We start from the raw sequence: 26521 nt of genomic DNA on the forward strand, positions 1-26521 counted from the left end.
GCTCGTGCTGGATTACTGGCAATACGAGGGTGCGACACGGATGTCTGTTTTTGCTACCACGAAACGCACGAAAAGCTGTATTTTTGGAAGCTGATTCTATTCACCGTTGGGCAAGCCAACGGTGCCACCCGCCCGTTTTACAGATCGAGCTGGAAGCGGATGCCGGCTGCGAGGGCGCTGGGGTAGAGGCCGGATGGTGTATTGATGTATTGCAGGTCGGGCTGGATGCTCAGATTGTCGTTGATCTGGGCTTTGTAGAAGACTTCGACCATCAATTCCTCATCGGTGCCTCCCTGGTTGAGTTCGACCCAGCCGATGCCGGCACCGATGACATCTTCATCGCGGCCGCGGAGCAGTCCCGTGTAGGCGAAACCGGCCAGGCCGTCTTGGGGGATCTCGGGAAATGGGGAATTGCCGTTGGTCTCGGTTGGATAGTGCTGAGCAAAGACTGAGAGTCCTTGCGGGTTGTCGTCTGTGCTGTCGGCTTCGCGATACAACATTTGTTCGATCTGCAGATAATAGCCGAACGATCGGGGGATAGCACCAGCGGGAACTTCGCCCGGGGTTTCATAGGTGACGCCGGCTGAGAATTTGCCGGGTAGACCGTTCCGGGCGGTGGTGTAACGGTATTCAAATTCGGCGATGTACAGGACCGAACCGTTTTGAGAGAAAATGCCCCGCTCATTACTGCGGTAGGCGTCCCAGAGGCCGGCTTTGAAGGTGATAGAATCGCTAAGATCGGTCATCATAATGAGCGCCGGACTGGGAGCCGGGAACGACGGGAGACCGGCTGAGGGAGAGAGGCCGAACGCGGAGTTAATAAAATCGCCGGCGGTCTCCATAGTGATAAATTCGGTGCTGATGTCCTGTCGGCCGATGCGGAAGGTGACCGCCTCATCAAAGAAATCGAGTTCCCACCAGAGCTCGCTGATCTGGGTGATGTTGTCATAGGAGTCGATGCTGCTGATGAGCTGTGTGGCACCGACAAACTGATCGAGCCCCCGTCCATGGGTATTTTGAAACAGCAACGCCGCGCGGCCCGGGATGGCGAGGTCCATTTTCTCGAAATCAAAGTCGAGCGACAGATCGAGCAGGCCTTCGTACTGGGTCGAGCCGTTCGTGGCGATGCCGCCGTGGGCGTTCGTGAAGAGTTCGCCGTAATAGATGGGGGTGACGGTGACACCGTTGTCTTTATTCAGCCAGGGGCTCAGTAGCCGGTTATCGGGTTGTGCGACATGTAGATCGGCAACTGGAAGCTGATCCGGTTTGAATTGGTCCGGGGGGATGACTTCGGGCCTGGCATTCGCCGGCGGCTCCCCTGCTCCTTCATCGGCCGTTTCTTCTCCGACTGTCTGATGTGACGGGAGTGCCAGCAGCAGGATCAGAATGGGAACGAAGTCCTTTAGCCACACAGTTTCACGCTCCCTGTTCGCGCTACGCTTCCAATGCCGAAAAAATGCCGAGTCTTTTCTCTTTCATCGGCAAATTCGTCGTAAGTGTTCACTCTGGGGGAATGGAGAAGCTGGGGAGAAAATGAGGGCTCGATGGCGTGTTGCGAGGTGGTGTCGATGTAATGATGTTGTAGCGACTGTCTTAAAAATTCAGGAATTTCTCACGTTTGCCTCCCATTGTTTTCCTTCTTTGAGCATGGTGTTGAGGATGATGAGCAGTTTGCGCATGGCAGCCACGAGTGCGACCATTTTCGGTTTTCCGTTTTTGACGAGCCGTTTATAGAACGCACTGATGATCGGGTTGTGCCTCAAGGCCACTACGGTGGGCATGTACAATCCGTTTCTGATCCGGACTCGTCCCCCGCCAATCGTCCTTCTTCCTCTCAAGGTTCCGCTGTCACGGTTCGTGGGAGCGACACCGACTAACCGTGAGATCTGTTTCCGATTCAGAGTTCCCAGTTCCGGCAGATCAGAGATGAGCAGGGCCGCCGTGATACTGGCGATGCCTGGTACCGATTGCAATATTTTCGAATGTTCACGGGACTCCTCGTCGGCGTCAATCAGTGCCTTCAGTTCCTTCTCGATCAGCCTGAGCTGTTCTTTGTGGAAAGCAATGGATTGTTCAATCATCTTGATGACGTCCTGGTCCACAATGGTCTTCAGACGGTTCTTTTCCTGGATGATCATCTTGCTGGTCTGTTCCCGGCGAGAAGTAAATTCACGCATTTTCTGTTGGGCCTCTGTTAAAGGTGGAGTGAGCCGTGGGTCCATCACCTCGGCATATTCCCTGATGATGCGCGCGTCAATCTCACCGGTTTTGGCCAGTTGATTCTTCGCTCGGGCAAAGTCCCGGATCAGTCGGGGATTGACGACAGAAACCGGAAACTTGTGCTGGTGCAGACAGGCAACCAGCCTGTTTTCCCAGCCGCCGGTTGCTTCCAGGCAGACTCGAATTGGCTGAAGCTTCATAAGGACAGCGATGAACTTTTTTCTCCCGGCTGGTGTGTTCTTGTAAACAACGGACTTGGAACGATCTGGGAAACTGACATCAAACTTGGCTTTTGAAATATCAATTCCGACGTCTTCTGTGTTAAGCTGATGCATGCTAAGGCCCTTCCTTGCAAATACGAGCTGGTGGTGGTGCACCGCTCTGGCGACTGTACGGGTTAAGGCATGAGAAGCGAGTGGCGATCCAGCTACAACTCGGTCTTTAAGACCAGGGGCCGACACGATCTGACACTCGCCACCAATGTTTCCCGCCTTTAAAGGCGGGAAACATTGGCTTTATCTGCCTATCAAAACAAAGAACTCTAGACAGTCAAGAGCAGATACAAGGGGTCGACCCCTACTTTTTGAGGTGTTTTTTCAGGAAGGTTTCGACGAGCTGCGTGCGTTCTGCGTCGAAGAACTCGGGGCCGCCGTGAGCGGCGCCGTGGATGACTTCGAAGGTGACGTCGCGCTTGTGCTGTTTATATTTGCCGTGGAGTTCGTGGGATTGATTGATGGGGACCTGCGGGTCCTGATCGCCGTGGATGAGTAAGAGCGGCGGGTCTTGATCGTCGACGTGAAACACGGGACTGGCGAGTTTGGCGAGATCCGGTGTTCGTTCGGGGCGATCGCCGAGCAGCAGTTGCAGCGCGGGTACGCGGACGCTTAAGCCGTGCGGCGTGGACTGTGGGAGAATGGTCATGAAATTCGTAGGGCCGTAATAATCGACGATGGCCTGGACGCTGGATGATTCGTCGTCGAAGTCGCCGAGTTTTCCTTCGAGTTGTGGATGTCCGTTGGTGACACCCATCAGAGCAACGAGATGCCCGCCGGCGGAGGAACCGAGGATGCCGATTTTGTCGGCGTTATAGCCGTATTTTTCTGCGGAGCCGCGCAGGAAGCGGATGGCGGCTTTGATGTCGTGAATCTGGGCGGGGAATTTCGCGACCGGGGAGAGCCGGTATTCCACACTGGCGACGGCGAAGCCGTTCTGGACGAGGTCGGTGAGCGGCATGTTGTCTTTCGAGCCGGCACGCCAGGCACCGCCGTGAATCCAGACGAGCAGCGGCGGGTGTTTGACATCTCGTGGCAGATACAGATCGAGGAGCAGACGCTGCTCGGGGGTGGTCGCGTATTCAATATCATTGATTCGTTGGATGGAATCGGCAGCATCGCTTTTGTTCGGGAGGGAGATTAGTAAGAGCATCAGTATTAGACTCCACCAGTGATGTTTCATCGGTGTTTCTCTCAATGTGGGGGACGTGATTACGAATGTGATTTATTGTAATGTTGTGTGGTAGTAAATGACAGTTTCGTCAGAGGAAAAGTAGGGGCTGACTCATGTGTCAGCCCGTTGGGTTGATGTGTTTGTGATGTGCGTGGGAATGTTTTGCGTGTTGCCGATGTGGGGGTGGAATGGTGGGGATGTCGCGAGGCGGGTCGACACATGGGTCGCCCCCTACGAGGATGTGTCGATACAATTAGATGTAGGGGCAGCCCTGTGTGGCTGCCCCTACATTTTTATAAAGACTCGCATGTCGTTGTGATGATCGTGTGGTTGGGTGTGAGCCAGGCGGACTGACAGAATATTTTATTTATCGGGGAAAACTTGAAAGAGGTAGATCAGCAGCAGGAATCCGCGACTGGTCCAGGCGATGGTACGGACCCAGTTGGAAATGGCCAGCCCTCGGATGTGTTGAGTTGAAAATCGAGACGCGAGGACCTGGTGCCGGGGGACTTGTAGCACGGCTGTTGAGATCCAGACAATAAACAACAGGCCGACGCCGGACCAGGTAAAAGCGGGACCCATGCCGGGGGGAGGCCAATAAACAATAGCGACAGTCGTGGCTGCTTCGGTGAGCATTATGGGGCCGACGGCGAACGTGGTTCTTAATTGGTGCGCCTGCTGATAGCGGGTGAACTCGGGCTGGCCGACGAGAGCGAACAGGGGATAATGTACGATTTGGACGAACCAGATCAAGCCGACCATATAGAAGGTGGAGACCAGTTGTAGCAGGAACAGGATTTTCAATGTGTCGGATGCTCCCGATGGATGGCGCGCGAAGCTTGTATTATCTGGATTCCTGTTGTTCCGAATTCAGATCAGCGGGTTGTTCCAGGCGAATCAGAATTTCGTTACGCCTGAGAGGGCCCGGTGTCCAAGGGGGATCGTAACCCGCTGCTTCCATATTGTCAGTTTGGGTCAGTCCTTTCTCTTTGATCCAGGAGCGTAATTTCTGCTCTGCTTTGATGGTGGTTTCTTTATTTAAACGCCCATTAAAGCGATAGACGGCAAAGCGTCCGCCTTGGCGTTTTTGAATGCGGACGTTGTCTCCCGTTGGTACTGGAATGCCTTCAGCTGCGGTTTTTTTGGGAATCACAAACGCCATTTTTCCACTGGCATTCTCTGTTTCGGGGTCCATGAATACCGGCGTTGTCATGGAGACTTTTTGTTCCTGCTGATTGGCACCTTGAATATAACGAAACAATTTCATGAAGCGTTTGTCTTTGTTCGCTGGCTGTGCTTTGCTGTCTGTTATCACCAGCATCAGATCCGGGTATTCACGGATTTCAAAAGGACCTGCGGATTCGACAACGGTATACGCGGCTGATTCGTATGCACTTCGGGCGGTCAACTTCCAGCTGAAGAAGAAAAATACCAGCAGTAGCGTGGTCAGAACAAAGTAGATCATACGTTTCCGTTTTAGATTGGGCCTGTTTTCAAGCACTTGTGGGGGAACTATGTTCATTATTTGATCCGAGCCGTTAGTACGGAAGTTCATGGGACAGCTGGCTTTCTGCATCTAAAATGACTAAGAAGTGGATTATGCACTACAAGAAGACCCTCACGCTGACTATAGAAACTGTAGTTGCAAAACGTTGTTTGCACAGGTTCATTCCGAAAGATTTTCCAGATGAAGGGGGATCTCGATGGCTGAGACAGACCAGACCGTCACGCTTGTGAGCGGACCATTACAGACGGAACGACTTGCGGATGGGAGTCGCCGGTTACTGCGTCATTTGGTCGTGAATGTGCACGGTAAAGAGATTATGGTGCCATCTAATTACATAACGGACTCCCGTTCCCTGCCCGGTTTAAGTCAGTTGCTGACTGATTGTTCCCGCGTTGATCTGGCGGGAGTGATTCATGACCGGTTGTATGAGACCAGCCAATTTACGCGCTGTGAAACAGATACAATCTGGCGGTTAGTGGCCCGGTCAGGTTCGAGTCGTGCGAATTGGTTGCAGGCGTGGTGGGGGTGGTTTCTGATCCGGCTGGGGGCTCGGTTTGCCTGGGATCGAGAGCGGAAGAAGAATCGATTGTCGTGAAATTTTATCCGGGTGTTGACGTTTGGAGAGGTTTCATTGTGGTCTGAGCTATTGCGACGTCGCGCGGCGGGTCGACACATGGGGCGACCCCTACATGGTTAGGATTGCTGGACGATGATGGCGTGGTTGGGGGCGAGTTCGATCTGGTTGTCTTTGATGACGGGATCGGGGTCGGAGGACAGCAGGAGCTTTCCCTTGAGTGGGACAGCGATGGGCCTGGCGTCAGTGATGGCCGAGGGAGTCAGACGGGCCGTGATGGATGTGTTCTGGTAGTGTAAGATGAAGAGATTCTGTTCCTGGTTGCATTCGGTTTTGAGGTGGGGCGGTGCGAGCCAGCCGGTTTGGAGGCCTTGCTTGCGGAGTTGTAGCAGACGGCGATACCACTCATGCATGTCGTGGTCGCGCCTGGTGGCGTTGTTCCATTTGGCATGATAGAAGGCGTCTGCATTCGAGGGGAGATAGGCGTCCTGCCAGATGTGTTGGGGGTATTCTCCTTTGCGACCAAGGTCAACGGCTGTGCGAAGTTGCTGGTCTTCGAAGTCCACAAAGAACGGAAACGGGGCTTCCGTCGCGCATTCTTCGCCCATGAATAGCAAGGGGATGCCGGGATAGAGCAGGACGAGTGCGGCAGCGGCTTTCTGGAATTCTTTGGAAGTCAGGTGATGAATTCGTTTACCGTGCGGGTGATTGCCGACGCTGTCGTGGGTTTGCAGAGCGACTACGAGTGACTCAAAATGCCGACTTTCACGCTGGTTTGCCGAGACACGCTGGGAATCCTGCCCGGCGTAGACATAGCCGTGCGCGAGAGTTTCTATAAGATCGCGCGTTCCGTTGTACTGGCGGTGGGTCAGTGACAGTTCGGGGAGTGCGTGTGAGTAGATTGAATACATCAGGCAGTCACACCAGATGGCATCGTAGGCGCCCCTGCTCTGGTCCGCAGTCAGCATCTCGTGGTTGTAGACGTTGGATTCGGCGATTAAGTGAATTGGATGGTTGCTGGTTTCTGCGAATCGTGAGACAGCCTGCCGGATTTGATCGAGGATGGTAAACGAACTGTCATCGTACATGCAGTGGACGGCGTCGAGTCTTAAACCGTCGAGGTGGAATTCTTCGAGCCAGTAGATCGCGTTGTTGGTGATGAACTGTCGGACGTGTGCGGCATCGGGGCCATCGTAGTTGATTGCGTCACCCCAGGGGGTGTGATGTTTGTCGGAAAAATAGGGACCGAATTCGGAGAGGTAGTTGCCTTCCGGTCCCAGATGGTTATAAACGACATCGAGCAACACGGCGAGGCCGGCGGCATGGCAGGCATCAACAAAGGCTTTAAAGTCATCGACGGTGCCATAAGTATTGCGGACGGCAAAGAGATCAACACCGTCATAACCCCAGTTCCAATGTCCGGGCGACTGCGCGACGGGCATGAGTTCGACGGCCGTGACTCCCAGGTCGAGCAAGTCGGGCAGGCGTTCGATGGCGGCGCGGAAGGTGCCGTCTTCGGTGAAGGTACCGAGGTGGAGTTCGTAAATGATTAACTCGCGTTTTTCGATGCCTTGCCAGTTTTGATCGGTCCAGGCGAAGTCGCGGTGATCAACGATTTGTGAAGGGCCGTGAACGCCCTGTGGTTGATAGTGCGACGCGGGATCGGGACGTGCGACGTTGTTCTCGAGGCGATATTGATAATGGGAGCCGGGACGGGCGTTACAGGCAGTGCCAGAGAAGAAACCGTGTTCGTCGCGGTGCAAGTCGTGTTCGATGGTGGTATCGCCATTGTGAATTTCGACTGTGACATTGTCTCGCTGGGGAGCCCAAACACGAAAATGAGTTTTGTTGTCAGTAACAGGAGTGGCGCCAATACGTTCGATAGATGTGTCTGGTGTTTCCGCCAGTCCAAACCAGCGGCAGCCTTCGAGGACGCCGCTCGTGGCAGTGTTCTTTGCGAGGTAGAGTCTGTTGTTCCAGCCGGATTCCTGATGCAGTTGATATACGCGCTGCGCGAGTGTGCGACTGGCGTTGCCGACCAGAATGGTGCGATAGCCGGCGGTGAGTGCGGCGAGATCGTTGCCGGAATCGCCCGAGAAGACGATGTCTTCCGAGTTGAGATTGTATTCGGAGAACCACCACTGGAGTGCGTGCGCCTTGGAGACAGTGGCCGGCAGGAGATCGATCAGGCCGTCACCGTTGAAGGGGTCGACGCTGTGAATGATGGAGTATGGTGCGTTGGTCTGATCGAGATCGGCCTGGACTTGTTCCACGAGTTTGTCGAGTTGTGTAGCGTCGGCGTAAAAGCTGAGTTTGAAGGGCCCCTGCTTTTCTTCTTCCTGCAGACGCAAACCCGGAATCGACAGCAGCCGTTCGCGGAGTGTGGCGATGGGCATGGAAGTGATGATCTGATCTTGATAATCCTGATACGCGGAGACAGGGGTGAATTCACCGGATGTCTGTCGCTGAAAGATCGAGGTGCCGACATCGCAAATGATCCACTCCGGTTCAGGGAGCTGGAATTCGGTGATGGCTGCAACGACCGATTCGAAGTGACGTCCTGTGACGAAGATTAGAGAGATGTTATGAGCGGCGAACTGGCTGGTGAGTGTATGCAGGTCGGACCGGTTTTGTGTGTTGCCTTCGAGGGGGATGAAGGTGCCGTCGAGATCGGTAGCCAGGACGTGCCCTCGAGAGGAGACGGCTGGTTGATTCGGTTTCATCGGGGACATCAGATCGTTCCGTCGGTTAGACGCGATTGAGCCAGAGGATCTGGTAAGGTGCGAGCACCAGTTTCTCTGAGGTCGCGTAGGTTTTATCTTCGATCATATCCTGGAAGAATCGTCCCAGTCCGGCAGTACGGAGTTTGTTACCGTCGATTTCCTGAGTTTCTTCCGAAAAGTTGGCGAGCACGATTAATCGATTGCCATCATGTAAGCGCACATAGCCGAGAATGTGGTCATTTGCCGTTGCGATCAGCTCCATGTCCTGACCGGCGAGTGCAGGCAATGATTTTCTTAAGGCGATTAGTTTTTGAGTGGATCGATAAATCTTTTTGCGGATCGAACCATTTTCAGTGCCGATATGGTCATCGAGTTCGTCGAGGTATTCCCATTGCATTTTGGGACGATGAATCCAGCGGGAATCGCCGGCTTTGGCGGGATCTTTGACGAAGTCATAATCGTTGAGCATGCCCCACTCTTCTCCCAGGTACAGAAGTGGAATGCCGCCGATGCTGAGTGAAACGCCGTGCAGAAGAAGCATGCGGCTGATGGCGATTTTTTTCTTTTCGTCATCGTCTTCTTCGATGGCCTGTTCCAGACCAGCGAGAGACGCCATCGTTCCGGAGATGCGCATGTCGCCTGTTTCGAAGTTTTCCTGAAAGGGAACGCCACGCGCGAACGAGCCCGGGAACTGGCCGGTATAGAATTCATTGAGGAAGTTACGATGATTATAGGCGTTGATGCCGATGGCTTCGGCGTCGGCATTATCGAAGGTCCAGCCGATGTCATCGTGACAGCGCAAATAATTGACCCAGGCTGTATTGGGGGGAAGCTTATAGCGGTGTTTGAGTGTTTGCGTCAGCAAGTTGACTTTGCGGGTCGCCAGGGATTCCCAGAGCAACGCCATCAGTGTGGGGTTGTAGGAGATCTGGCATTCTTCCTCACTGATATATTTGACGACATCATCGGGATGAACGATGGCTTCGGACTTGAATAACAGGCCTGGTGTGGCGATGCGTGCGAGGCGGTTGAACGCTTGGATGAGGATGTGCGCTTCAGGCAAATTTTCACAGCTGGTCCCCATCTGTTTCCAGATAAAGGCAACGGCGTCGAGACGCAGGATATCAATGCCGGTGTTGGCGATGAAAAACATTTCATCAAGCATGGCACGGAAGACCGCAGGGTTCGCGTAATTCAGGTCCCATTGAAAACTGTTAAAGGTGGTCCAGACCCATTGCTGCATGCCGTCGTGCCAGGTGAAATTACCGCGGCGGACGGTGGGAAAAATTTCGCGGAGTGTGCGTTCGTATTTTTCGGGTTCCGTACGATCGGGGTAAATGTAATAGAAATCCTGGTACTCACGATTTCCGGATTGGGCGAGTTGTGCCCATTCGTGGTCATCGGACGTATGATTGAAGACAAAATCGAGGACCAGTGAAATGCCGGCTTCGCGCAGGTCGGCGGCGAGCAGACGCAAGTCGTCGATCGTACCAAGACGGGGGTCTACTGAGCGATACGTGCTGATGGCGTATCCCCCGTCATTATTGCCGGGACGGACAGCGAACAGCGGCATAAAGTGTAAGTAAGTCAGGCCGAGGTCCTTGAAGTAGCCTACATTCTCGCGAAGTTTGCTTAAATTATCGCCGAACAGATCGACGTATAAGGCACCGCCGGAGATCTTTTCCGACTGAAACCAGTTGGGTTCGTTGATGCGGTGGCGATCGAGTTTGCAGAGGGCTTCGGGACGTTCGGCCCAGGCTTTCGCAGCGGTGATCAGGACCTGTTCGATGTGATAGAAGAAGTCGTACCGGGAGTGATACAGACGAAAGAGTAGCGCAAACAGAGGGCGCCAATGTTCCTTCAGTCTTAATTCGAATTCGTGTCGTTTGCCATCACTGATTTGGCTGGTTTGCCAGACTGCTTCGAGCTGCGGTTGCAAGCGTTGCAGCGTCAGATCCGCTTTGAAGTCAATCTCATCCTGCGCCGTGCTCATTCGATCCGATCGTTGGGAATAGTTATCTTGTCTAAAAAGTTGTAGTATTTGATGCCTTCGAGAATGCCTGCTGCATGCGCGGCTTTCGCGAAATAGACGCGTGGACGATCACGGAGCTTTTCCAGCTCTTCACTATGGTTACCGACAACGACCCCCAGCGTCCGTCCCAGAAGCATGCCGGCATCGTTACCCGAGTCGCCTGAGACGAGGACATGTTCCGGAGCGAAGCCCCATTTCCAGAGAACGTGCCGCATGGAAAGGTCACTTCCGCCCCGTACCGGGATGATATCCAGATACATGCCGAGGGACATAATAACCTTAGCACGCAAACCTGCTTCCCGGAGAATTTTTTTAATCTCTATGATGTTGGGGCTGATGCTGGTATCGATCTCGTAACTGATTTTAAATTCTGACTGATGTTCGTCTTCCTGAGGAAAGAAACCTGGTAATGGATCAAGCACTTTATGGATCTCTTCCGGCTTCCAGGCATAGTCGATTGACTTGCGCCAACTGAGGTCGGGAGTGAGGTGCTCGCCGTAGTGTATTTGTGTACCAGCATCGGTGTCAATCAGGTCCGGCTGAGGGAGTCCCAGTTCCTTAATTAAGGCCATGGCACTATCCAGACGTCTGCCTGTAGCGATCCCGAAACCGATATGTTCATTTTCACGGATCAGTTCGATGAATTCCCGTAGTGCTTCATCGTCGCCCGTCAGTGTATTGTCCAGATCGGTGATAATCAACCGGTCAAAATCGGGAAGTCGTCTGTTGGTCGATTTGTCTGCGAGTACGGGGGCCGGCGAATGTTCAAGGATGTCATCCAGATCACGCAGATAACGATTGGCATGATTATTCCAGGAATAGTATTCGCGCGTGCCTTTTATGCCGTTGGTCGACCAGTCGGTCCACTGTTCCGGTTCTGTGAGAACGCGAAGTAGTGCGTGTTCGATGGCAGACTGATCTATCGGGTCAACCAGCAGGCCGTTTTGACAGTTGGCGATGATATCTCGCGGTCCCCCGTCATTGGTGGCGACAATCGGAAGTCCCGTCGCACCGGCTTCCAACAGGGTCAGGCCAAAGGGTTCGGTGAGCGCGGGATTGATGAAAACGCCTTTTGTTGAAGTCGCGAGCCGATACAGTTCGGGAACGTCATCTGGCTGGTGTTTTTTCGGGTAAGCCACTTTTCCATACAGATTGTACTTATCAATCAGATAGAGCACGTTTTCGATGATCGAACGTTGTCCCTTTGGTAATTCGCGCAGATCATCCCGGGCTCCCATAACCATGACCAGGTTAGCCATTTCCTGCAGCTGTTCGCTCTCGCCATAGACGCGGACCAGCATTTCCAGGTTTTTGCGTTCATCGGGGCGTGCCATTGTGAGGATCATCGGCTTTTCTGGTTCACGCAGGAAGCGTCCGAGATCCTCGGCTATTTTGGGAATCTTCCAGTTTTTATCAGCTGGTGAGAATGAGTCTAAATCGACGCCGGGAGGAATGACTTCCATCCGCGACGGTTCATAATGATCGTATAGTTGATATTGCTGTTCGACTTCCTGATTAGTGCTGGTGACGACCATGGATGCGGTTTCGAGAGCGAGCTCTTCGGCTTCGATGCGCGTCGTAAATCGATATTTGTTCTCCAGCGCTTCGATATCGGTTTTGCCGAGTGAAAGACGTTGTCGTTTTACACGTCCGAGTGAATGGCCGGTAAAGACATAAGGAATGTGCAGCAATCGCGCCAACTGTGCGCCGGCAACGCCGGCATCGGCATAGTGACCGTGAATGATGTCTGGCAGGCCGGTTCGCTTGAAATGTTGCAGTGTCTGGTCGATGAATAATTCGAGGTAAGGCCACAATGATTCTTTGCGCAGATATCGTTTGGGGCCGAAGGGAATGCGAACGATCTTGGCGTTTTCTGAAATTTGTTCTTCGACTTGCGCGTAATCATCGTCCACTTTGGGATCGATAATCTGTCGGGTGAGTAATTCGACTTCTCGGACGTGCGTATGTGCGGCCAGTTCGCGTGCGAGTTCGAGTACATATTTGACCTGGCCTCCCGTATCGGCATCTCGGCCTAGTTCGGAGTTGTGTGCGCGAATCAAACCATGCAGGCTGATTAACGTGATTTTCAAATCATCCGGTTTTTTGGCGGGAAACGCTGAGGCTTTTGTTTTGGTGGTTGATTTTGATTTCTGCTTGGATGACTTTTTTAAAACATCTCGGGCCATTTTCTTCATCCTGTTCCTTTAAGGTCTTTAAGAGAGTGACACTTTCCGGCATCCTGGGAAAATGCGGTAGTAGTAAGAGTCCGTCCTGCGCGAAGAGCGGAGCATAAATTCGGCAAAACATGGTTCGTAGTAGCGCGTACGAACTTGCGAATAAGAATCGGATGGCAGAATCGTGAGGTAGACCGGTCGCTGAGCGACCGCAGTGATCGATGAGCGACCACTGTCGCGAAACGCGTCTTTGCGAGTTTTTGTTTACTGGCGTGTAAAACTGGGTCATCCTGAACTGATCGTACCTGATTCATTGTGAGAATATAAGTCAGCAAACGATGTACCGAATAGAAAAAAATGAATTTCGGTCTAAATTCCACTGCAGGAATGACTTGAGGCATCAAGTGACAAGAGAGCTGAAGAAAGGGGCCGTTCCGTTTTCTCGTTTTCTGCATGACTTTCGAGCGGGCACATTGTATTTCGTTTGGTGTGAAATTAGAGTAATTAGTTAGGAAGGTTACTGAATCTTCCCCTGAGTATTAATTCACACCTTTGACAGTAAGAGGAATGATTTATGGTTACAAAGATCAGTTTTCAAAAGCGTCTTTGTTCGTTTCTGGTTCTCGCGCTTGTAGGAACATCAGTGTTATCCGCGGGCGAAAAAAAAGCGGACTCCAAACTGAATCAGCCGCCTGAAGGCTTTATCGCCTTGTTTAACGGGAAAGACCTGTCGGGCTGGATCGGGATGAATTACCATAAAGTCAAAGGCAAAAGTCCTCTGGCTGTCAAGAAAATGTCGGAAGCCGAACGCAAGGAACTGCTGAAAAAGAACTGGGAAGATGTTTTAGAGCACTGGTCTGTTGAAGATGGTGAGCTCGTCAACGACGGGCACGGCGTTTATCTGACGACGGCTGAAGACTTTGGTGATTTTGAATTACTGCTCGATTACAAAACCGTCGCGAAAGCCGACAGTGGCATTTATCTGCGTGGCGTGCCTCAGGTACAGATCTGGGATACCACCAAAGAAGGCGGCAAGTGGGATCGCAAAGCGAATCTGGGTTCCGGTGGGTTGTTCAACAACAAGGGTGAAGGCAAATATCCACTCGTGCATGCCGACAAACCGTTTGGGGAATGGAACCATTTCCGCATTATTATGAAAGGTGATAAGGTCACCGTTTATATGAATGACAAGCTGGTTGTGGACAACAAGAAGATGGATAACTATTATGAAAAAGACCAGCCCATTTACGAGACCGGTCCCATTCAGTTACAGACACACGGCGGCGAAATTCGCTTTAAGAATGTCTTTCTGAAAAAGTTATAATCGATTAAGAAACGTGTTTTGAACTTGGCACTGATTCTGTCAATCCCATAGAATCAGTGCCAGTTTTGTGAATCAAAAATGTTCCGCCATCGACTTTTCAAAATAGAAACTTCAAGGAGGAGTGAATCGAGATGGTTACATTTTTCAGCCGTTTGTTCCTGGTCGGCGTCTTATTGGTTGCCGGTTGTACGAAGACGACTCCGGTAGAAGAAATTTCAGTCCAGTCGAGTGGCGTCTCTTTAAGTGATTCTGATATTCCGGATCTTTCTGATAGCTGGCCTGGTTGGCGCGGACCGCAGCGAAACGGCCACGCTCCCGATCAAGCGCTGCCCACAGAGTGGGATGAGACAAAAAATGTAAAGTGGAGGACGTTTATTCCCGGACGCGGGCATGGCTCGCCGGTGATTGTGAATGATCTGGTATTACTGGCGGCCGCCGATGATCCAAATCAGGAACAGATGGTCATGGCCTTTGACCGTGCCGATGGAACGGTCCGCTGGGAAACCGTCTTGCATGAAGGGGGCTTCCCGTCGCCGGGAGAACTACACAAAAAAGGGACAAATGCCAACGGGACGTTGTTGTGTGATGGAGAAAGCATTTACGCAGTCTTTCTGAATTCAGGCAAGATCATCGCGACAGCCCTTGATTTAGACGGCAAGCAGCTCTGGCAAAAAGAGCTGGGCGCCTTCAACTCGAAATTCGGTTACGCCCCTTCCCCCCTGCTCTATCAATCATTTGTGATCATCGCCGCCGATAACCGGGGCGGCGGTTATATTGCCGCACTGGATCGGAAATCGGGCAAGATTGCCTGGCGGGTTTCGCGGCCTGCGGTCAGTACGTATTCCAGTCCGGTGGTGGCGCATGTCGGGGGCCGCGATCAATTGCTGATCAGCGGCTGCGATCAGGTTACCAGTTTTGATCCTGCGACGGGGAAAGAAAACTGGAGCACTCCCTGTCTGGCCGAAGCAACGTGCGGCACGATTGTCACAACGGATGACAAGATTTTCGCCAGTGGTGGTTATCCCAAACGCGAAACGGTCGGACTCTCTGCCGAGGGGAAACTGCTCTGGTCTGATAAAACCAAAATCTATGAACCATCCATGCTGGTCGAGGGAGAACAGCTTTATGGGATTACCGACGACGGGATCGCTTACTGCTGGTCAACCGAAACGGGCGATGTGCTCTGGAAACATCGCCTGCGTGGTTCATTCAGCGCGTCGCCGATTTTGTGTAACGGGCTGATCTATGTGCCGAATCTGTCAGGAGAAACATTTGTGTTTAAGGCACAGAAAGACGGCTTTGAGGAAGTCGCCGTGAACCAGTTGGGAAGTGACTGCTATGCGAGCCCCGCTGCCGCCGATGGGGAACTGTTTTTGAGAGTCGGCACGCAGTCGGGTGGAAAACGCCAGGAAGAGTTGGTGTGTATCGGTTCTGATCAATCCGCTGAGTGAACAGCTGCCGGAATTTATTTTTCTGCAGGTTTTTTCTTAGTCACAGGTTTGAGAGCCCATTCGGGCTCGAGAAATTCCTTGCGGATTCGTTCCGGATCATCAGTCAGGAAGGCGCCGTGATTATGCGTGGTCCAATACTCGTAGAAGGCTTTGCGTAATTCCGGATCAGTAATCTGGAACGTTCCTTGTTTCTCTTGCGCTTTCAGCCAGTTGTGCATGGCGTCGAAGGCTTCCAGTCCCGCCTGCTGCCAGAGGATACGACCGCCACCATATTGATCATACAGGTGTTTCTGAAACTTCCATTGTTTCAATGCGAACCGGGCAAACGGACTGCCGGGAATCTCTAAATCCATCTGTAATTCCGCCTGACGTTTGAGTAGTTTCTGTTTATCTTCCGGTTTCAGATCGGGGGCTGCCAGCATCTGTTTGATCTTCTCAAGTTTTTTGCGAACTCGCGGTGCGCTATTTTGATAGAGTTCACGAATTTTCTCGTTCCTGGTAAAGTATCTGGCGGCGGTCTCTGTTTCCTGTCGCGTCAGCGCGAACTTCGATTGATGAGTCTGTTGGTACTTTTGTAATACGGGAGCGGAAAAGAGACGATGCAGTTCTCCGCTGAGAGGCAGGTTGGATTCTGTGCGGATTTCATCGCGGTAAACCGGCCTTCCCAGAACCGTGCCGACTTGTTCGCGCGGCTTGTTCGATTTCTGATCGGCAGCAGCGAATGTCGTCAGAAGAAACAGAATTGTGAAACAAACGATGTGTGAAATTCTGTACTTGATCGATTTCCGTTGCATGCTCATCGCTCTCATGAAAAGGATTATTGCTTCTCAACACGAGTCGATTGTAACACGGGGATTGGCAGATTCCGAGAACGATCTTTTATTTCGTCCGTTTGCTGCTCAGTTCGCGTTTCCATTTGAGCTTCTTCTCGATCGCAGCGATCATCATGCCGGCGATGTCTTTGCCGGTGGCAGCTTCGATACCTTCCAGACCGGGTGAGGAGTTGACTTCCAGCAGTAGCGGTCCGTTTTTGGAGCGGATGATGTCGACGCCGGCGATCATCAACCCGAGCGCTTTGGTGGCCTTGACGGCGAGTTTCCGTTCCGTGGGCGTGATTTTGACAATGGAAGCCGTGCCTCCCTGGTGAATGTTGGCCCGGAATTCGCCGGGAGCGGCTTCGCGTTGGATCGAGGCGACGACTTTGCCGTCAATCACGAAGCAGCGCAGGTCTTTGCCGTCCGCTTCTTTCACAAATTCCTGAACCAGCAGATTGGCGCGGAGCGCTTTAAAGGCGTTGATCACACTCTCAGCTGCTTTTCTGGTTTCTGCTAAGACGACGCCTCGTCCCTGTGAACCTTCCAGCAGTTTCACGATGAGGGGCGCGCCGCCGACCATTTCAATCAGGTCGTTCGTATCCATCGGCGAGTTGGCAAAGCCCGTAGTAGGGATGTTAATATCGCTTTTCAGCATCAATTGCAGTGAATAGAGTTTGTCGCGGGATTGTGTGATGGCCGTTGATGTGTTCGCTGTCAGCACATTCATACTTTCAAACTGACGCGCCAGAGCACAGCCGTAATACGTGATACTGGGACGAATCCGCGTAATGACCGCGTCCAGATCGTCGAGCGTCTTGCCGCCCCGGTAATGTGCTTCCGGTTCAACGGCATCGAGTTTCATATAACACTGTTTAATGTCGAGAAATTCCATCTCATGTCCGCGTTCTTCACCCGCTTCCAGAATACGCTGATTACTGTAGAGTTCCTGGTTACTGGCGAGCAGTGCAATCTTGAGACCGCTGCGGATTTGTTCCCGTTTGCCATAATGTTTGTCGAGCGTGTCACTGGAGACCTGTCCCATGCAGAAGCTGATCGAAGGATCGACCAGCATGCGTCCGCTCATTGCTTCTCGGCCTAAGAGCATGCGAAAGCCCATGGAGTCCCGGTTGGCCAGCGTGAGCTCAATTTCCCAGGCGACGCTGCCCATCTTGAGCGTGGCCAGCACGACAAAACGTGTTTCCGAGATCCCGCTGGAGCTTTTGACAACGCGTTTGTCGACAATCGGGCGTTCACAACGCACAACGACCCGGCGGTTATTCTGCAGTGGATGGACTTCAAAACTGACCCAGGTTTCCCCCTGTCGTCGGAATTTCTGAACGTTGAAGGCGTGGATCGAAGACGTTTTCGCACCGGAGTCCACGCGTGCTTTCATGGCAGGAATTCCCAAGTCGGGAAAAGCACACCACTCTTCACTGCCAACGATTAATTTGGAATCATTATCATTCATCGTCTGTAGCTATCTTTCTTGAAACCTGATTGGGACGTTGTGCGCTAAGGGTAGCTTAATGTAGCGCAGTCTCGCAAGCTTCCTGAGTCAGACAACTTTAAGAACTACAGTGTAAAGTGGTAGGCGTAAAACTGTTCGTCTCGTTTCCAGCCAGTCGACTGGTACAGGGCTTGTGCTGTCTCGTTGGTGATCTCTGTTGCGAGAGAGAGGCGAATGGCTTTTAAGGATCTTGCATACTCGATGGCAGCTGTGAGCAATTGTGTGCCAACGCCCTTGCGGCGCCCATCGGGGCTCACGAACAGGTCATTCAAGATGAATGTTCGAGCGAGAGAGACCGAGGAAAAGCTGGGATAGAGTTGTGCGAATCCGACAGGAGTTTCGGCATCGAAGGCGAGAAACAGGACCGATTCCCCATGATTGAAGCGGGCTGAGAGAAATTCTCGCGCGGCACCAAGATCGCTGGAACGTCCGTAAAACTGGCGGTAGCTGTCGAACAGAGGCGCGAGAATGTCCCTATCGGCGAGGGTGGCTTGTCTGACAGTAATCTGGTTCATGGTTCACACGGAAGTCTTTTAGAGGAAATTGGTTAAGTAAAAGAAATGGAGTACTGGTGTTTGATCTGATGCTCGTCCACAACTTGTGCACCAGTATTTCGTGGATTTATTTTATCAATGACAATCAGCAGACTTTCAGGTTCATGGAAAATTAATTATTAAAACAATTATGTAAATGCAATGAAATTGTATTTACATAATTAATGCATGTGGTACTATCGCTTCATTCAAGCAGGATGAGTTGCGGTTTTGGTTCAGGTTGATGTGCCGCGACGAGTGCAATTTTTATTGAGTCAGTATCCGAATGAGGGGGAATCATGAAACGACGACGCGGTTTTACGTTAATTGAATTATTAGTGGTGATTGCCATCATTGCGATTTTAATCGCTCTGTTATTACCGGCAGTTCAGATGGCGCGCGAAGCGGCACGTCGCGTGCAGTGTAAGAATCATCTCAAGCAGTTGGGGCTGGCATTACACAATTATCACGAAACGCATTCCCGGCTCCCGCTGATGGCTTCTGACTCTCTATATGGTTATTCGCCTTCCGCACAGCTGCTTCCCTACCTCGATCAGGCAAATTTGCAGAATATGATTGATTTTCGGGAACCGTTGCTGACAGGGCCTGCCTGGGCAGCGACGATCAATCCATCCCTGGAAGTTGTGGCGCGACAGGTGCTGCCGGTTTTTCTCTGTCCCAGCGATGCGGGAAACGTGTATTACACGGATGACAATGGAACGGTCTGGGCCGGTTCAAATTATATGGTTAACGGTGGTTCCGGTCTGAATACGAATTATTGTTCCTCTGAAAATGATGGCCTGTTCTGGCGGGGTTCCTCGACTCGGTTTCGTGATATTACTGATGGCACGACGAATACGATATTTATGGCAGAAACTCTGTTTGGGGATCGAGGGCCAGACACCACGCTGTTAGTGAATCCAGACCGGCAAATGAAACGGGTGAGTGGCGGTGGCCCCTGTTCTGCCTCTGCTGATGCTCTGGCAGCTCGCTCGGCAACCAGATATGAAGGCCGCCGTGCAGGGACCTGGATCCGGACATTGGGCTACAGCACGCTGGTACATGGCTACTATCCTCCCAATTCGACAGAACCGGATGTCGCCCATCATGGTGAGGTGATTTCCGGGGCACGGAGCCTGCACCCTGGTGGGGTGAATGCGTTGTTGTGTGACGGCAGTGTCCGGTTTGTTGGTGAGAATATCGATTTACTCACGCTGCGTCACCTTTTCAGTAGAGCCGATGGTGCAGTGATTGGCGAATTTTAATTTTAGTTCCGATTTGAAAGTGGATTCTCACTTTTGTTCGAGAGAATTCCATGTAAACAGAGAAAGATCAAGATGTTGGCTTGTGGTACTCAATCCTGGATACGAGGGGGATTTTGCTTTTGGGGTTTGTATTGTCTGGTAAGTGTTTGTGGTTGTACTTCCGAAAGGGGAGAACAACGAAAGCCAGCTAAAGTAGATTGTCCAGAGACATTTTCTGCCGCCGGTGTCAACTGGATTCGGGAGCCGAAGCTGGGGTCTTCTGATAGTCGATTATTGACTCGCTATTTTGAAGCCAATCCGAGTCTGGCGGACAGCCCTGCCTTTCAGGGGGCCCCTGCCGTTTATCACGGAACACGAAACCGCCGTCGGTTTTACTGGACTCAGGAAACCTGCGAGAGCCCAACCTGGGTTTGTCTGCAATATGATCAGGGCCGTTTCCTGTTTCTGGAAGGCACGGATTGTCCCTGGTGAGACCATTCAACGTAAGGGTTCTACATTTGTTGTAGAAGCTCTTGCATTCATTCATTTTTTCAACTGAGGAGAAACAAGATGGGGATTTTGCGCCTACATCGCACGAAACTGAGTTTATTTCTGGGTCTGGTGTTGCTGGAACTGCTGCCACTGATCGTGCAGGCTGAGTCGAAAGTACCAGAGAAATCCAAGTCTGATCAGCATTCAAAAATATCGAAATCAACATCCAGAACACGAACGGTCTGTCGACTGTTTTTTCAGGATCGTGCCACACAGCAGGTGAAATGGGCCGACGTGCGGAAGGGAAAAACGCTAACTCTGGAGACGCCGGCGGTGATCGACGGATTCCCAGATCTGGATACCGAGTCGCAGAATCTGGTACAGATGGAACAGAGTTTGGGAACATTAATGGTGGGAGTGCGTGATCAGGAAGCGGGACAGGATCAGAGCGGCTGGGTCTTTTTCGACTCAGGCGTAAAAGAAGAGTCGCACGGCAATCATTCGCACTGGTACTATAAAAAGCAGCCGAAAGTAATCGGGACACGACTGGATACGGCTCAAGGGAACCCGGCGCATCTGTATTGTTATCAGGGGGTATTCTATCTGGCCAATGATCGCAATTCCGGTTATACGCGTCTGGATCCTCAATGGTATCGAGATGATCCCAAGGCAAACATCAAGACCGGCTTTCATCGAGGAGGAGGAAATCATATTACGCTGGCGGTCGCTGCAGAAAAGACAGGATACTCAACCTGGATCGATGGTGGCGGACCTCAAAAAGGGATGGTCGATGTGACGCGAATTCTCCCGGATGGAAATGAGCAGATTGCCTATTCATTCGCCTTACCGACGGGGGCCATTCACGGGGCGACTGTCTGCGAGGGAAAGGTCTTTTTCGCGCCGGCGGACGGGATCTGCTGGTGTGAGGCAGATCTGAATCCCCTGCCCGGCTCGCAGTCCAAAGTAAAAGTACAACATCTGTCACTGGGAGAGGATCCAGAGACAAAGAAGCCGGGGCGAACAGGGGCATTTACGACCCAGCGGAATTATGTCCTGTTCGTTTCAGGAACGGGTGATACGGCACGGCTGTGTTTGTTGAATGCCAGTTTGGATGAGCCAGCTTTGATCTCGGTGCCTTTAAAGATGAATGAAGGTAATTCGCCCGCCGGTCTGGAAGTGGTCAAAACGGCATGGGGCAAGCGACTGGCATTTGTGTTTCATAATCACTCTCAGGAATTGGAACAAAATGAGTATCTGAGTCTGATCGATCTGGATCCGAATGGGGATCTGGATTATCAGGATGCGCAAGTTCTAAAACAGATTAAGGTGGGATCGAGCAAAGTGGAGGGACATTACGGGCATCATGCAATCACCTTTGATCACGCAGGCCGCTATGCTTTCTGGACCGAACCGGGGGCGGGTAAGATACAGGCGTTTTCGCTGAAAAGTCTGAAGCCAGTCGAATCATTTTCGGTGTCTGGTGTGCCGACAAAGGTGATTGCCGTGGGACAGCAGGATCGACGTGATTGAATGCGCAGCGGTGCTGCGTTTTTATCTAACATCAATCGGAACAGATCGGGTAAAACAGGTGTCGTGCGGCGGAGTGCTGTGCGATCATCTGTTTTTTTATGAATTGAAATTGTTTCTGGAGAGAATCAAGATGTTCCGGGTATTTTTTTCAACGGCGTCCGTAGGTCAAGAGGAAGCGAAAACGACATGGTTTGGTACCGGTGCGAGAAGCTTCCGTTTGTGGGCAAAGCTGGTCCGAAGCGAGTTGAAGCGTGTCGATACGCATAAAAAATTGGACAGCGAATTGAATGTTCGATGAAAATGTGTTGGATGCCCAGGCAGAAATTGAGGGAATCGGTTCAGTACGCGAAGATAAGCAGTGCATAAACCGTTTCACTCGCGCGCGACGCATAACAGGGAGTATTCACAAGGGCGGGATGCTGTCAAGCTCGGAATGGTCAGTGAAAAATGCATTTTATAAAACAACAATGCCTCCGAAATGAATTCGGAGGCATTGAAATTCAAGATAGCTAAATCGGAGAGGAAATTCTTTTGAGGGAATTTATTTTTCAGTGGAACCGATGCAAAAGAGTTCCGTTCCGGTGCGAATCAGCAGTGACTGATCGACGGCGGCGGTGCCATAGACGGTGGGACCGAGTTGGGAATAGCCGCCTCTATCGGAGCCGCGACTGTCAGACTTGGATTTCGTATCCTGCTTCGCGGCTTTCTCTGTTTCCGGTTTCTCTTCCTCTTCCGCAATGAGTGCGTTGGAAGCCAGTAATTCAAATTCGGCTCCCGGGCGGAGGACGTCGGTCGTTCCTTTTTTGGTGAAGAAGTAGATTTGGTTTCCGGCAGCGAGTGGGGAACTCCAGCAGGGACCAGTGAGCCGTTTGGCATAGTGTTGTTTGCCTGTCTGAAGGTCGAGACAGTAGACAACGCCGACTTTATTGACGAAGTAGGCACAGCCCTTGTAGGCGAGTGGAGTACAGTAATAGGAAACCGCTTTGTTTGCTTTCCAGAGAACTTCGTATGTTGGTTTTCCCTCTTTAGTGACCAGTTTTAAACAGCAGTTGGAAGCACTGGCTTTGGCGGCGTTTGGATTTCTGCGATCCATGGACGCACCGATCAGAATGGTATCTTTATAGACCGAGGCAGAAGGAATGGTATTGCCGCTGATACCGGAATGTGTCCAGAGCAATTCGCCGGTGAGTCCCTGGTAACCGTCTACGGTGCCTCGTGAACTGACGATGATTTCCGGAGTGCCGTTTCGATCGGCAATTGTGGGAGAAGTCCAGGCGACACCAGATTCGCGATCAGTTTTCCAGTTTGTTTTTCCGGTTTTTTTATCCAGAGACAACAGGTAAGAAGGACCTTCATGAGCGGTTAACACAATGATCTGATCTGCGGTTTGTGCGAGCGAATTACCGATGCCATGATTGCTGACAAATGCACCGTAATCTTTGACTAAAGAACGCTGCCAGAGCGGAGTCCCGGAATGGGTAAAAGCGACGACATCACCACTCTCGTAAAAGGCATAGATTCCGTTTTCATCAACAATCGGTGTGGGAGCTGCGCGGGAGACCATCGAAGAGGTTTTCTTGGTCTGACTGGCTTTGAATTCTTTCGACCAGACTGCCTGTCCGTTCGTCAGATCATAGACATGGAGTAGACAGGTTTCCTGTTGTGGCCCTTCAATGGATGTGACAAAAACCTGGTTTTTCCAGACGACCGGCGAGGATTGCCCGTAACCGGGGACCGTTTGTTTCCAGCGAATACCCTGGTCGGGAGTCCATGTTACCGGCAGATTCACGGCCGGCGAAATGTTGGAACCATTGCCACGAAAACCAGACCAGATATCAGCAGCTTCCACTGTTGCACAGCAAAGCAGAAGTACGAAATAGATTGTCATTTTATTTTTGAACACAGTGCTGTTCCTTTGAATTTTGTTCTACAGGAGTCGTAATAATATCTGCTAATGACGTTTGATCAAGTACGGATTCCAGCATGGAAAACGTCTGATTCAGGTGTTCGTTTAATTGATTGATTTCTGTTGAATTTGACGAAGCGTATAACGGCGCGTTTTTTGAGGTCCCGGTTCTGACCGCTTTGATAATCTTCAGCAGGGAAATATTCTGCGGATGTTGTATTAAGGCGTAGCCGCCATTTTGTCCGCGCTGCGAACGAATGAGGCCGGTTCGATTTAATTCCAGCATGATTTTGGGGAGATAGGCGTGTGGGACCTGGGTGACGTCAAAAAGTTGATCGCGTGTAATGTAGCTCGGATGCCGGAATGCCAGACAGGTCATCGCCCGTAATGCATATTCTTCAGTTTGAGAGATCATGACCGTTTCTTTTCAGGCACGCCGCGCGTTTGGTACAGCGTGTTAATTATTCAATGGATCGGAAAATCGGGGCGGCAAAAATTCCGGCGAAGTTGGGATCTCAGTTGATTGAAGTTGTTTCAGTTTGTTTGAACAGATTTCGTGCCTGGTATTATCTTCTGCCAGCGAAAAAATGCGGATCAGTTTTTTCAGACATGCAGCACACGGGATCTGGTTCAATTCCGATGTCTTTATTTCTTTCACAACACGGTAAGCCTGGTCGAATTTTCCTGACTGCTCCAGCACATTACTCAAGGCGATGCGATAGTGTCGATTTTCCGGGTCAAGCGTGACTGCTTTACGGAGCACATTGGCGATCTGTTCTTTCGGGTAATGTAGCTTCCCCATGAAACAGGCCATGCCCAGCCAGGATTCAGCACACCCGGGGTCGCGTTTGACTGCTTTTCTACAGGCATCCAGCGCTAAATAAGTGAGTTCAGGGTATTGTCCCAGGTAAGACGAGATTGCCGGCAGTAGTCGATCTGGAAGGTCCTGTCGCTGGAGCAGGATTGAGAAGACAGATTTGGCGAGTGCGTGTTTACCGATTTCCAGATAATTCTTTGCCAGAATATATTGTCCTGAGGCTGAAATTGGAATCAATGTTGTCGCGGTTTCCAGGGAGCGAATTGACGTATTTCGCCAACTGAGCGAGTCTTCGACCAGGCCTTTCAATTCCCAGATTTTGCCTTCATTGGGACAGGTATTCAAGAGTCGGGAAATCTGATCCAGCGCTTGATAATGCAAGCCTTGCCGAAACAGGCCGATCGCTTTCTGCAGTGTGTTTTGGGCATCCATGGTATTCTCGCTGAGGGGGAAGTATATCGAAAATCCACAAAAAAGAGAGAGACAAGAGCTCCCGGAAATGGGGCGTATCCAGAGCAGAGCTCTTGTCTCATCAAGCGGAAACACGCTTTTAATTCAGTTTGACCTGCTCGATGGACTTCAGATGACCTTTGCGAGAGGCACCACCAATGGCGAGCAGACCGCCGTTACCGTCTGGTAACATTCGATGGAAGAAACGCTTTGTCGCAAGCGAACCTGCTTTTTTCCATTGATTGTTTTTCTGATCCAGCTGAAAGACGTCGCCATCCATTCCGCTGACGTATAGATTGCCGTCCATGCTCCAGGCGGTGGTTCCGAAGCCGTTCATGGTGCTGCCAGGCAGCTCAGGGCCTTTGGTCCATTTGCCGGTTTCAGGAGAATAGATATCAACTTCGTGGCTGATATCGCCACCGTCATCGATGCCTCCCATGGCATAGATTTTTCCCTGGTGAGCAGCAGCCGAAAGTGCACGTCGCTGGAAAGGTTGTTTGATCGTTTTCCATTTTGCTTCAGGCTGAGAGGCATCCAGTACAAGCATTTCTTCCTGCCAGATGGACTCGTCCCCTTTTCGCATGGTCCAGCCACCGACGACGTATAGGTTATCACCTGAGAAAACAGCGTCATGTGAAGAACGACCAGTGGGCATGGGGGTGACTGCTTCCCAGGTTTTCTTTTCTGGAGCAAAACGTTCGACCGTTGGCAGTGATTCCATCAGAGAATCTTCTTCTTTTTTGTTCAATACTGAAAGACCGCCGACACGATAAACACTGTTGCCGTGGGGTGCCATGGCTAATCCCTGCAGCGGAGTCTTCAGAGGCAGCGATTCCCACTCTTTGGGCTGCTTCAGGTTCAGACGCTGAAACTTCTGCGAGAGGTTATCTGCACTATGGGCATGGGCACGTCCAATGTGGCCGCTGTAGACATACAGATAATCTCCACTCACAGCAGCACCGAAGCTGGAGATCGCATCGGGAAGCTGAGGGAATTTGCTGTCTGCAGCAGGCGTTGCTTCGGTGGCAGTCGTTTTGGTGTTATGATTCAGAGCAACGAATGGCAGTGTCAGAGTCGAGTAGTGGCGAACGCTGTCATATTTGTCTCCCTGGTGTTCCCCTGATTTCTCTTCGACGTGTTTGGCACGAATCGAATAGAGGCCGTTCGTCAGTTTGGTCTGGTACTGGCCTTTGGCGTTGGTAGTCGCGGTGACTGATTCGCTGTCGGTTTTAGGGCCGATGATTTTGAGCTCGGCGTCTGCGAGCGGCTTGCCGTTCAGGTTCACCTGCAGGGTGACTTCTTCCCCTTTCAGGACAGGAACGATTTCCAGAGGCAGTTGTTTGGAACAGTCGATTTTACTCCAGACGCGCTGGCTCTTTTGGGGATAGGCTTTCGCGTAGTACTTCAACAGGAACTGGCTCTCGCCGCGTGTGATCACGCCGTAGGTATGATCGAGACCATAGGCGGCTCTGCCTGCTCCTTTGGGTTTGGGGGTGATGAACAGTGAATCATCGCCGGCAGTTAATTTGTAAGTTTCCAGTTGACCCTTGGAAGTCTTTTCCCAAACTTTGATGTCTGTGAGTCGCTTGAGCAAATCCGGGTCGTCCGGTTCAGCGGCTTCTCCGAAGTAGAGTTGAACTTTGGCGGCGTTGTTTTTGCCTTCGGCCTGCGGCAAGAGCCAGAGGAAGTGGGCATACGCCTGGTTGGTGATTGACGCGGCCAGCAAGCAGATGATGGCGACGGTCCATTGAAACGTTTTCATGTGCATACTCTGTA

The 26521-nt window shown here is 51.7% G+C and carries 22 protein-coding genes; 7 read left to right on the top strand and 15 right to left on the bottom strand.

Features of this window, described 5'->3' with window-relative positions; genetic code table 11:
* Nucleotides 1-137 precede the first annotated feature (137 nt).
* From Enr17x_RS12860 to Enr17x_RS12880, 5 genes are all read right to left on the bottom strand, one after another.
* A complete protein-coding gene (locus Enr17x_RS12860; RefSeq protein WP_145309295.1) occupies nt 138-1412 on the bottom strand; it encodes a carbohydrate porin in 1275 nt (424 codons plus the stop codon).
* A 189-nt stretch (nt 1413-1601) separates the two neighbouring features.
* A complete protein-coding gene (locus Enr17x_RS12865; protein ID WP_145309296.1) occupies nt 1602-2555 on the bottom strand; it encodes an IS110 family RNA-guided transposase in 954 nt (317 codons plus the stop codon).
* A gap of 241 nt (nt 2556-2796) precedes the next feature.
* Nucleotides 2797-3675 (bottom strand): alpha/beta hydrolase, encoded by an 879-nt coding sequence (locus Enr17x_RS12870; protein WP_145309298.1) that lies wholly within the window; start codon nt 3673-3675, stop codon nt 2797-2799.
* Between the two features lie 354 nt (nt 3676-4029).
* Nucleotides 4030-4470 (bottom strand): hypothetical protein, encoded by a 441-nt coding sequence (locus Enr17x_RS12875; RefSeq protein ID WP_145309300.1) that lies wholly within the window; start codon nt 4468-4470, stop codon nt 4030-4032.
* 40 nt (nt 4471-4510) lie between these two features.
* Complete coding sequence (locus tag Enr17x_RS12880) at nt 4511-5131, bottom strand: SOUL family heme-binding protein (protein ID WP_145309302.1); 621 nt, start codon at nt 5129-5131, stop codon at nt 4511-4513.
* A gap of 238 nt (nt 5132-5369) precedes the next feature.
* Here Enr17x_RS12880 and Enr17x_RS12885 point away from each other — a divergent pair, with 238 nt between their 5' ends.
* Nucleotides 5370-5768 carry a DUF1353 domain-containing protein gene (locus Enr17x_RS12885; protein ID WP_145309304.1) on the top strand — a complete coding sequence of 133 codons (399 nt, stop codon included), beginning with the start codon at nt 5370-5372 and terminating at the stop codon, nt 5766-5768.
* A gap of 98 nt (nt 5769-5866) precedes the next feature.
* Here the strand turns inward: Enr17x_RS12885 and treZ are convergent, their stop codons facing one another.
* Genes treZ through Enr17x_RS12900 form a run of 3 tightly spaced genes read right to left on the bottom strand, consistent with a single transcriptional unit; the run spans nt 5867 to nt 12688 of the window.
* A complete protein-coding gene (gene treZ / locus Enr17x_RS12890) occupies nt 5867-8479 on the bottom strand; it encodes a malto-oligosyltrehalose trehalohydrolase (RefSeq protein WP_145309306.1) in 2613 nt (870 codons plus the stop codon).
* Nucleotides 8480-8495: 16 nt separating this feature from the next.
* On the bottom strand, nt 8496-10463 hold the full coding sequence (locus tag Enr17x_RS12895) for an alpha-amylase family glycosyl hydrolase (RefSeq protein WP_145309308.1): 1968 nt from the start codon (nt 10461-10463) through the stop codon (nt 8496-8498).
* Complete coding sequence (locus Enr17x_RS12900) at nt 10460-12688, bottom strand: HAD-IIB family hydrolase (protein ID WP_145309310.1); 2229 nt, start codon at nt 12686-12688, stop codon at nt 10460-10462. The genes Enr17x_RS12895 and Enr17x_RS12900 overlap by 4 nt, the downstream gene beginning before the upstream one ends.
* Nucleotides 12689-13250: 562 nt before the next feature.
* On the opposite strand from Enr17x_RS12900, the gene Enr17x_RS12905 reads away from it, so the two are divergent.
* Both Enr17x_RS12905 and Enr17x_RS12910 read left to right on the top strand, forming a co-directional pair.
* Complete coding sequence (locus tag Enr17x_RS12905) at nt 13251-14000, top strand: 3-keto-disaccharide hydrolase (RefSeq protein ID WP_145309312.1); 750 nt, start codon at nt 13251-13253, stop codon at nt 13998-14000.
* Nucleotides 14001-14131: 131 nt separating this feature from the next.
* Complete coding sequence (locus Enr17x_RS12910) at nt 14132-15451, top strand: PQQ-binding-like beta-propeller repeat protein (protein ID WP_145309314.1); 1320 nt, start codon at nt 14132-14134, stop codon at nt 15449-15451.
* Between the two features lie 14 nt (nt 15452-15465).
* On the opposite strand, the gene Enr17x_RS12915 is transcribed toward Enr17x_RS12910, so the two are convergent.
* The 3 genes from Enr17x_RS12915 to Enr17x_RS12925 all read right to left on the bottom strand — a co-directional run bounded on the left by Enr17x_RS12915 (nt 15466) and on the right by Enr17x_RS12925 (nt 18288).
* Complete coding sequence (locus tag Enr17x_RS12915; RefSeq protein WP_145309317.1) at nt 15466-16245, bottom strand: hypothetical protein; 780 nt, start codon at nt 16243-16245, stop codon at nt 15466-15468.
* Nucleotides 16246-16330: 85 nt separating this feature from the next.
* Nucleotides 16331-17734 carry a 30S ribosomal protein S6--L-glutamate ligase gene (gene rimK, locus Enr17x_RS12920; protein ID WP_145309319.1) on the bottom strand — a complete coding sequence of 468 codons (1404 nt, stop codon included), beginning with the start codon at nt 17732-17734 and terminating at the stop codon, nt 16331-16333.
* Between the two features lie 104 nt (nt 17735-17838).
* Complete coding sequence (locus Enr17x_RS12925; protein WP_145309321.1) at nt 17839-18288, bottom strand: GNAT family N-acetyltransferase; 450 nt, start codon at nt 18286-18288, stop codon at nt 17839-17841.
* A gap of 317 nt (nt 18289-18605) precedes the next feature.
* On the opposite strand from Enr17x_RS12925, the gene Enr17x_RS12930 reads away from it, so the two are divergent.
* From Enr17x_RS12930 to Enr17x_RS12945, 4 genes are all read left to right on the top strand, one after another.
* Nucleotides 18606-19571 (top strand): DUF1559 domain-containing protein, encoded by a 966-nt coding sequence (locus Enr17x_RS12930; protein ID WP_145309323.1) that lies wholly within the window; start codon nt 18606-18608, stop codon nt 19569-19571.
* Between the two features lie 72 nt (nt 19572-19643).
* The gene (locus Enr17x_RS12935; RefSeq protein WP_145309325.1) at nt 19644-20042 is read left to right on the top strand and encodes a hypothetical protein; all 399 of its coding nucleotides are present in this window, start codon (nt 19644-19646) and stop codon (nt 20040-20042) included.
* A 78-nt stretch (nt 20043-20120) separates the two neighbouring features.
* Nucleotides 20121-21572 (top strand): hypothetical protein, encoded by a 1452-nt coding sequence (locus Enr17x_RS12940; protein WP_145309327.1) that lies wholly within the window; start codon nt 20121-20123, stop codon nt 21570-21572.
* Nucleotides 21565-21870, top strand: coding sequence for a hypothetical protein (locus tag Enr17x_RS12945; protein ID WP_145309329.1), 306 nt, complete (start codon nt 21565-21567; stop codon nt 21868-21870). The genes Enr17x_RS12940 and Enr17x_RS12945 overlap by 8 nt, the downstream gene beginning before the upstream one ends.
* A gap of 243 nt (nt 21871-22113) precedes the next feature.
* Here Enr17x_RS12945 and Enr17x_RS12950 read toward each other — a convergent pair whose 3' ends face one another.
* The 4 genes from Enr17x_RS12950 to Enr17x_RS12965 all read right to left on the bottom strand — a co-directional run bounded on the left by Enr17x_RS12950 (nt 22114) and on the right by Enr17x_RS12965 (nt 26507).
* On the bottom strand, nt 22114-23475 hold the full coding sequence (locus Enr17x_RS12950) for an outer membrane protein assembly factor BamB family protein (RefSeq protein ID WP_232101042.1): 1362 nt from the start codon (nt 23473-23475) through the stop codon (nt 22114-22116).
* Complete coding sequence (locus tag Enr17x_RS12955; RefSeq protein ID WP_145309331.1) at nt 23462-23893, bottom strand: RrF2 family transcriptional regulator; 432 nt, start codon at nt 23891-23893, stop codon at nt 23462-23464. Before Enr17x_RS12955 ends, Enr17x_RS12950 begins: the two co-directional genes overlap by 14 nt.
* A 42-nt stretch (nt 23894-23935) precedes the next feature.
* Complete coding sequence (locus Enr17x_RS12960) at nt 23936-24727, bottom strand: tetratricopeptide repeat protein (protein WP_145309333.1); 792 nt, start codon at nt 24725-24727, stop codon at nt 23936-23938.
* 118 nt (nt 24728-24845) lie between these two features.
* The gene (locus Enr17x_RS12965) at nt 24846-26507 is read right to left on the bottom strand and encodes a Kelch repeat-containing protein (protein WP_198001133.1); all 1662 of its coding nucleotides are present in this window, start codon (nt 26505-26507) and stop codon (nt 24846-24848) included.
* Between the last annotated feature and the right edge of the window lie 14 nt (nt 26508-26521).

The organism is Gimesia fumaroli, assembly GCF_007754425.1.
Classification (GTDB): Bacteria; Planctomycetota; Planctomycetia; order Planctomycetales; family Planctomycetaceae; genus Gimesia; species Gimesia fumaroli.

Bases quoted from the DNA above. Each gene is read 5' to 3' on its own strand.
- Enr17x_RS12865 (WP_145309296.1), bottom strand. From the start codon at position 2,555: ATGCATCAGCTTAACACAGAAGACGTCGGAATTGATATTTCAAAAGCC.
- Enr17x_RS12870 (WP_145309298.1), bottom strand. From the start codon at position 3,675: ATGAAACATCACTGGTGGAGTCTAATACTGATGCTCTTACTAATCTCC.
- Enr17x_RS12880 (WP_145309302.1), bottom strand. From the start codon at position 5,131: ATGATCTACTTTGTTCTGACCACGCTACTGCTGGTATTTTTCTTCTTC.
- Enr17x_RS12885 (WP_145309304.1), top strand. From the start codon at position 5,370: ATGGCTGAGACAGACCAGACCGTCACGCTTGTGAGCGGACCATTACAG.
- treZ (WP_145309306.1), bottom strand. From the start codon at position 8,479: ATGTCCCCGATGAAACCGAATCAACCAGCCGTCTCCTCTCGAGGGCAC.
- Enr17x_RS12895 (WP_145309308.1), bottom strand. From the start codon at position 10,463: ATGAGCACGGCGCAGGATGAGATTGACTTCAAAGCGGATCTGACGCTG.
- Enr17x_RS12900 (WP_145309310.1), bottom strand. From the start codon at position 12,688: ATGGCCCGAGATGTTTTAAAAAAGTCATCCAAGCAGAAATCAAAATCA.
- Enr17x_RS12905 (WP_145309312.1), top strand. From the start codon at position 13,251: ATGGTTACAAAGATCAGTTTTCAAAAGCGTCTTTGTTCGTTTCTGGTT.
- Enr17x_RS12910 (WP_145309314.1), top strand. From the start codon at position 14,132: ATGGTTACATTTTTCAGCCGTTTGTTCCTGGTCGGCGTCTTATTGGTT.
- Enr17x_RS12915 (WP_145309317.1), bottom strand. From the start codon at position 16,245: ATGCAACGGAAATCGATCAAGTACAGAATTTCACACATCGTTTGTTTC.
- rimK (WP_145309319.1), bottom strand. From the start codon at position 17,734: ATGAATGATAATGATTCCAAATTAATCGTTGGCAGTGAAGAGTGGTGT.
- Enr17x_RS12925 (WP_145309321.1), bottom strand. From the start codon at position 18,288: ATGAACCAGATTACTGTCAGACAAGCCACCCTCGCCGATAGGGACATT.
- Enr17x_RS12930 (WP_145309323.1), top strand. From the start codon at position 18,606: ATGAAACGACGACGCGGTTTTACGTTAATTGAATTATTAGTGGTGATT.
- Enr17x_RS12935 (WP_145309325.1), top strand. From the start codon at position 19,644: ATGTTGGCTTGTGGTACTCAATCCTGGATACGAGGGGGATTTTGCTTT.
- Enr17x_RS12940 (WP_145309327.1), top strand. From the start codon at position 20,121: ATGGGGATTTTGCGCCTACATCGCACGAAACTGAGTTTATTTCTGGGT.
- Enr17x_RS12955 (WP_145309331.1), bottom strand. From the start codon at position 23,893: ATGATCTCTCAAACTGAAGAATATGCATTACGGGCGATGACCTGTCTG.
- Enr17x_RS12960 (WP_145309333.1), bottom strand. From the start codon at position 24,727: ATGGATGCCCAAAACACACTGCAGAAAGCGATCGGCCTGTTTCGGCAA.
- Enr17x_RS12965 (WP_198001133.1), bottom strand. From the start codon at position 26,507: ATGAAAACGTTTCAATGGACCGTCGCCATCATCTGCTTGCTGGCCGCG.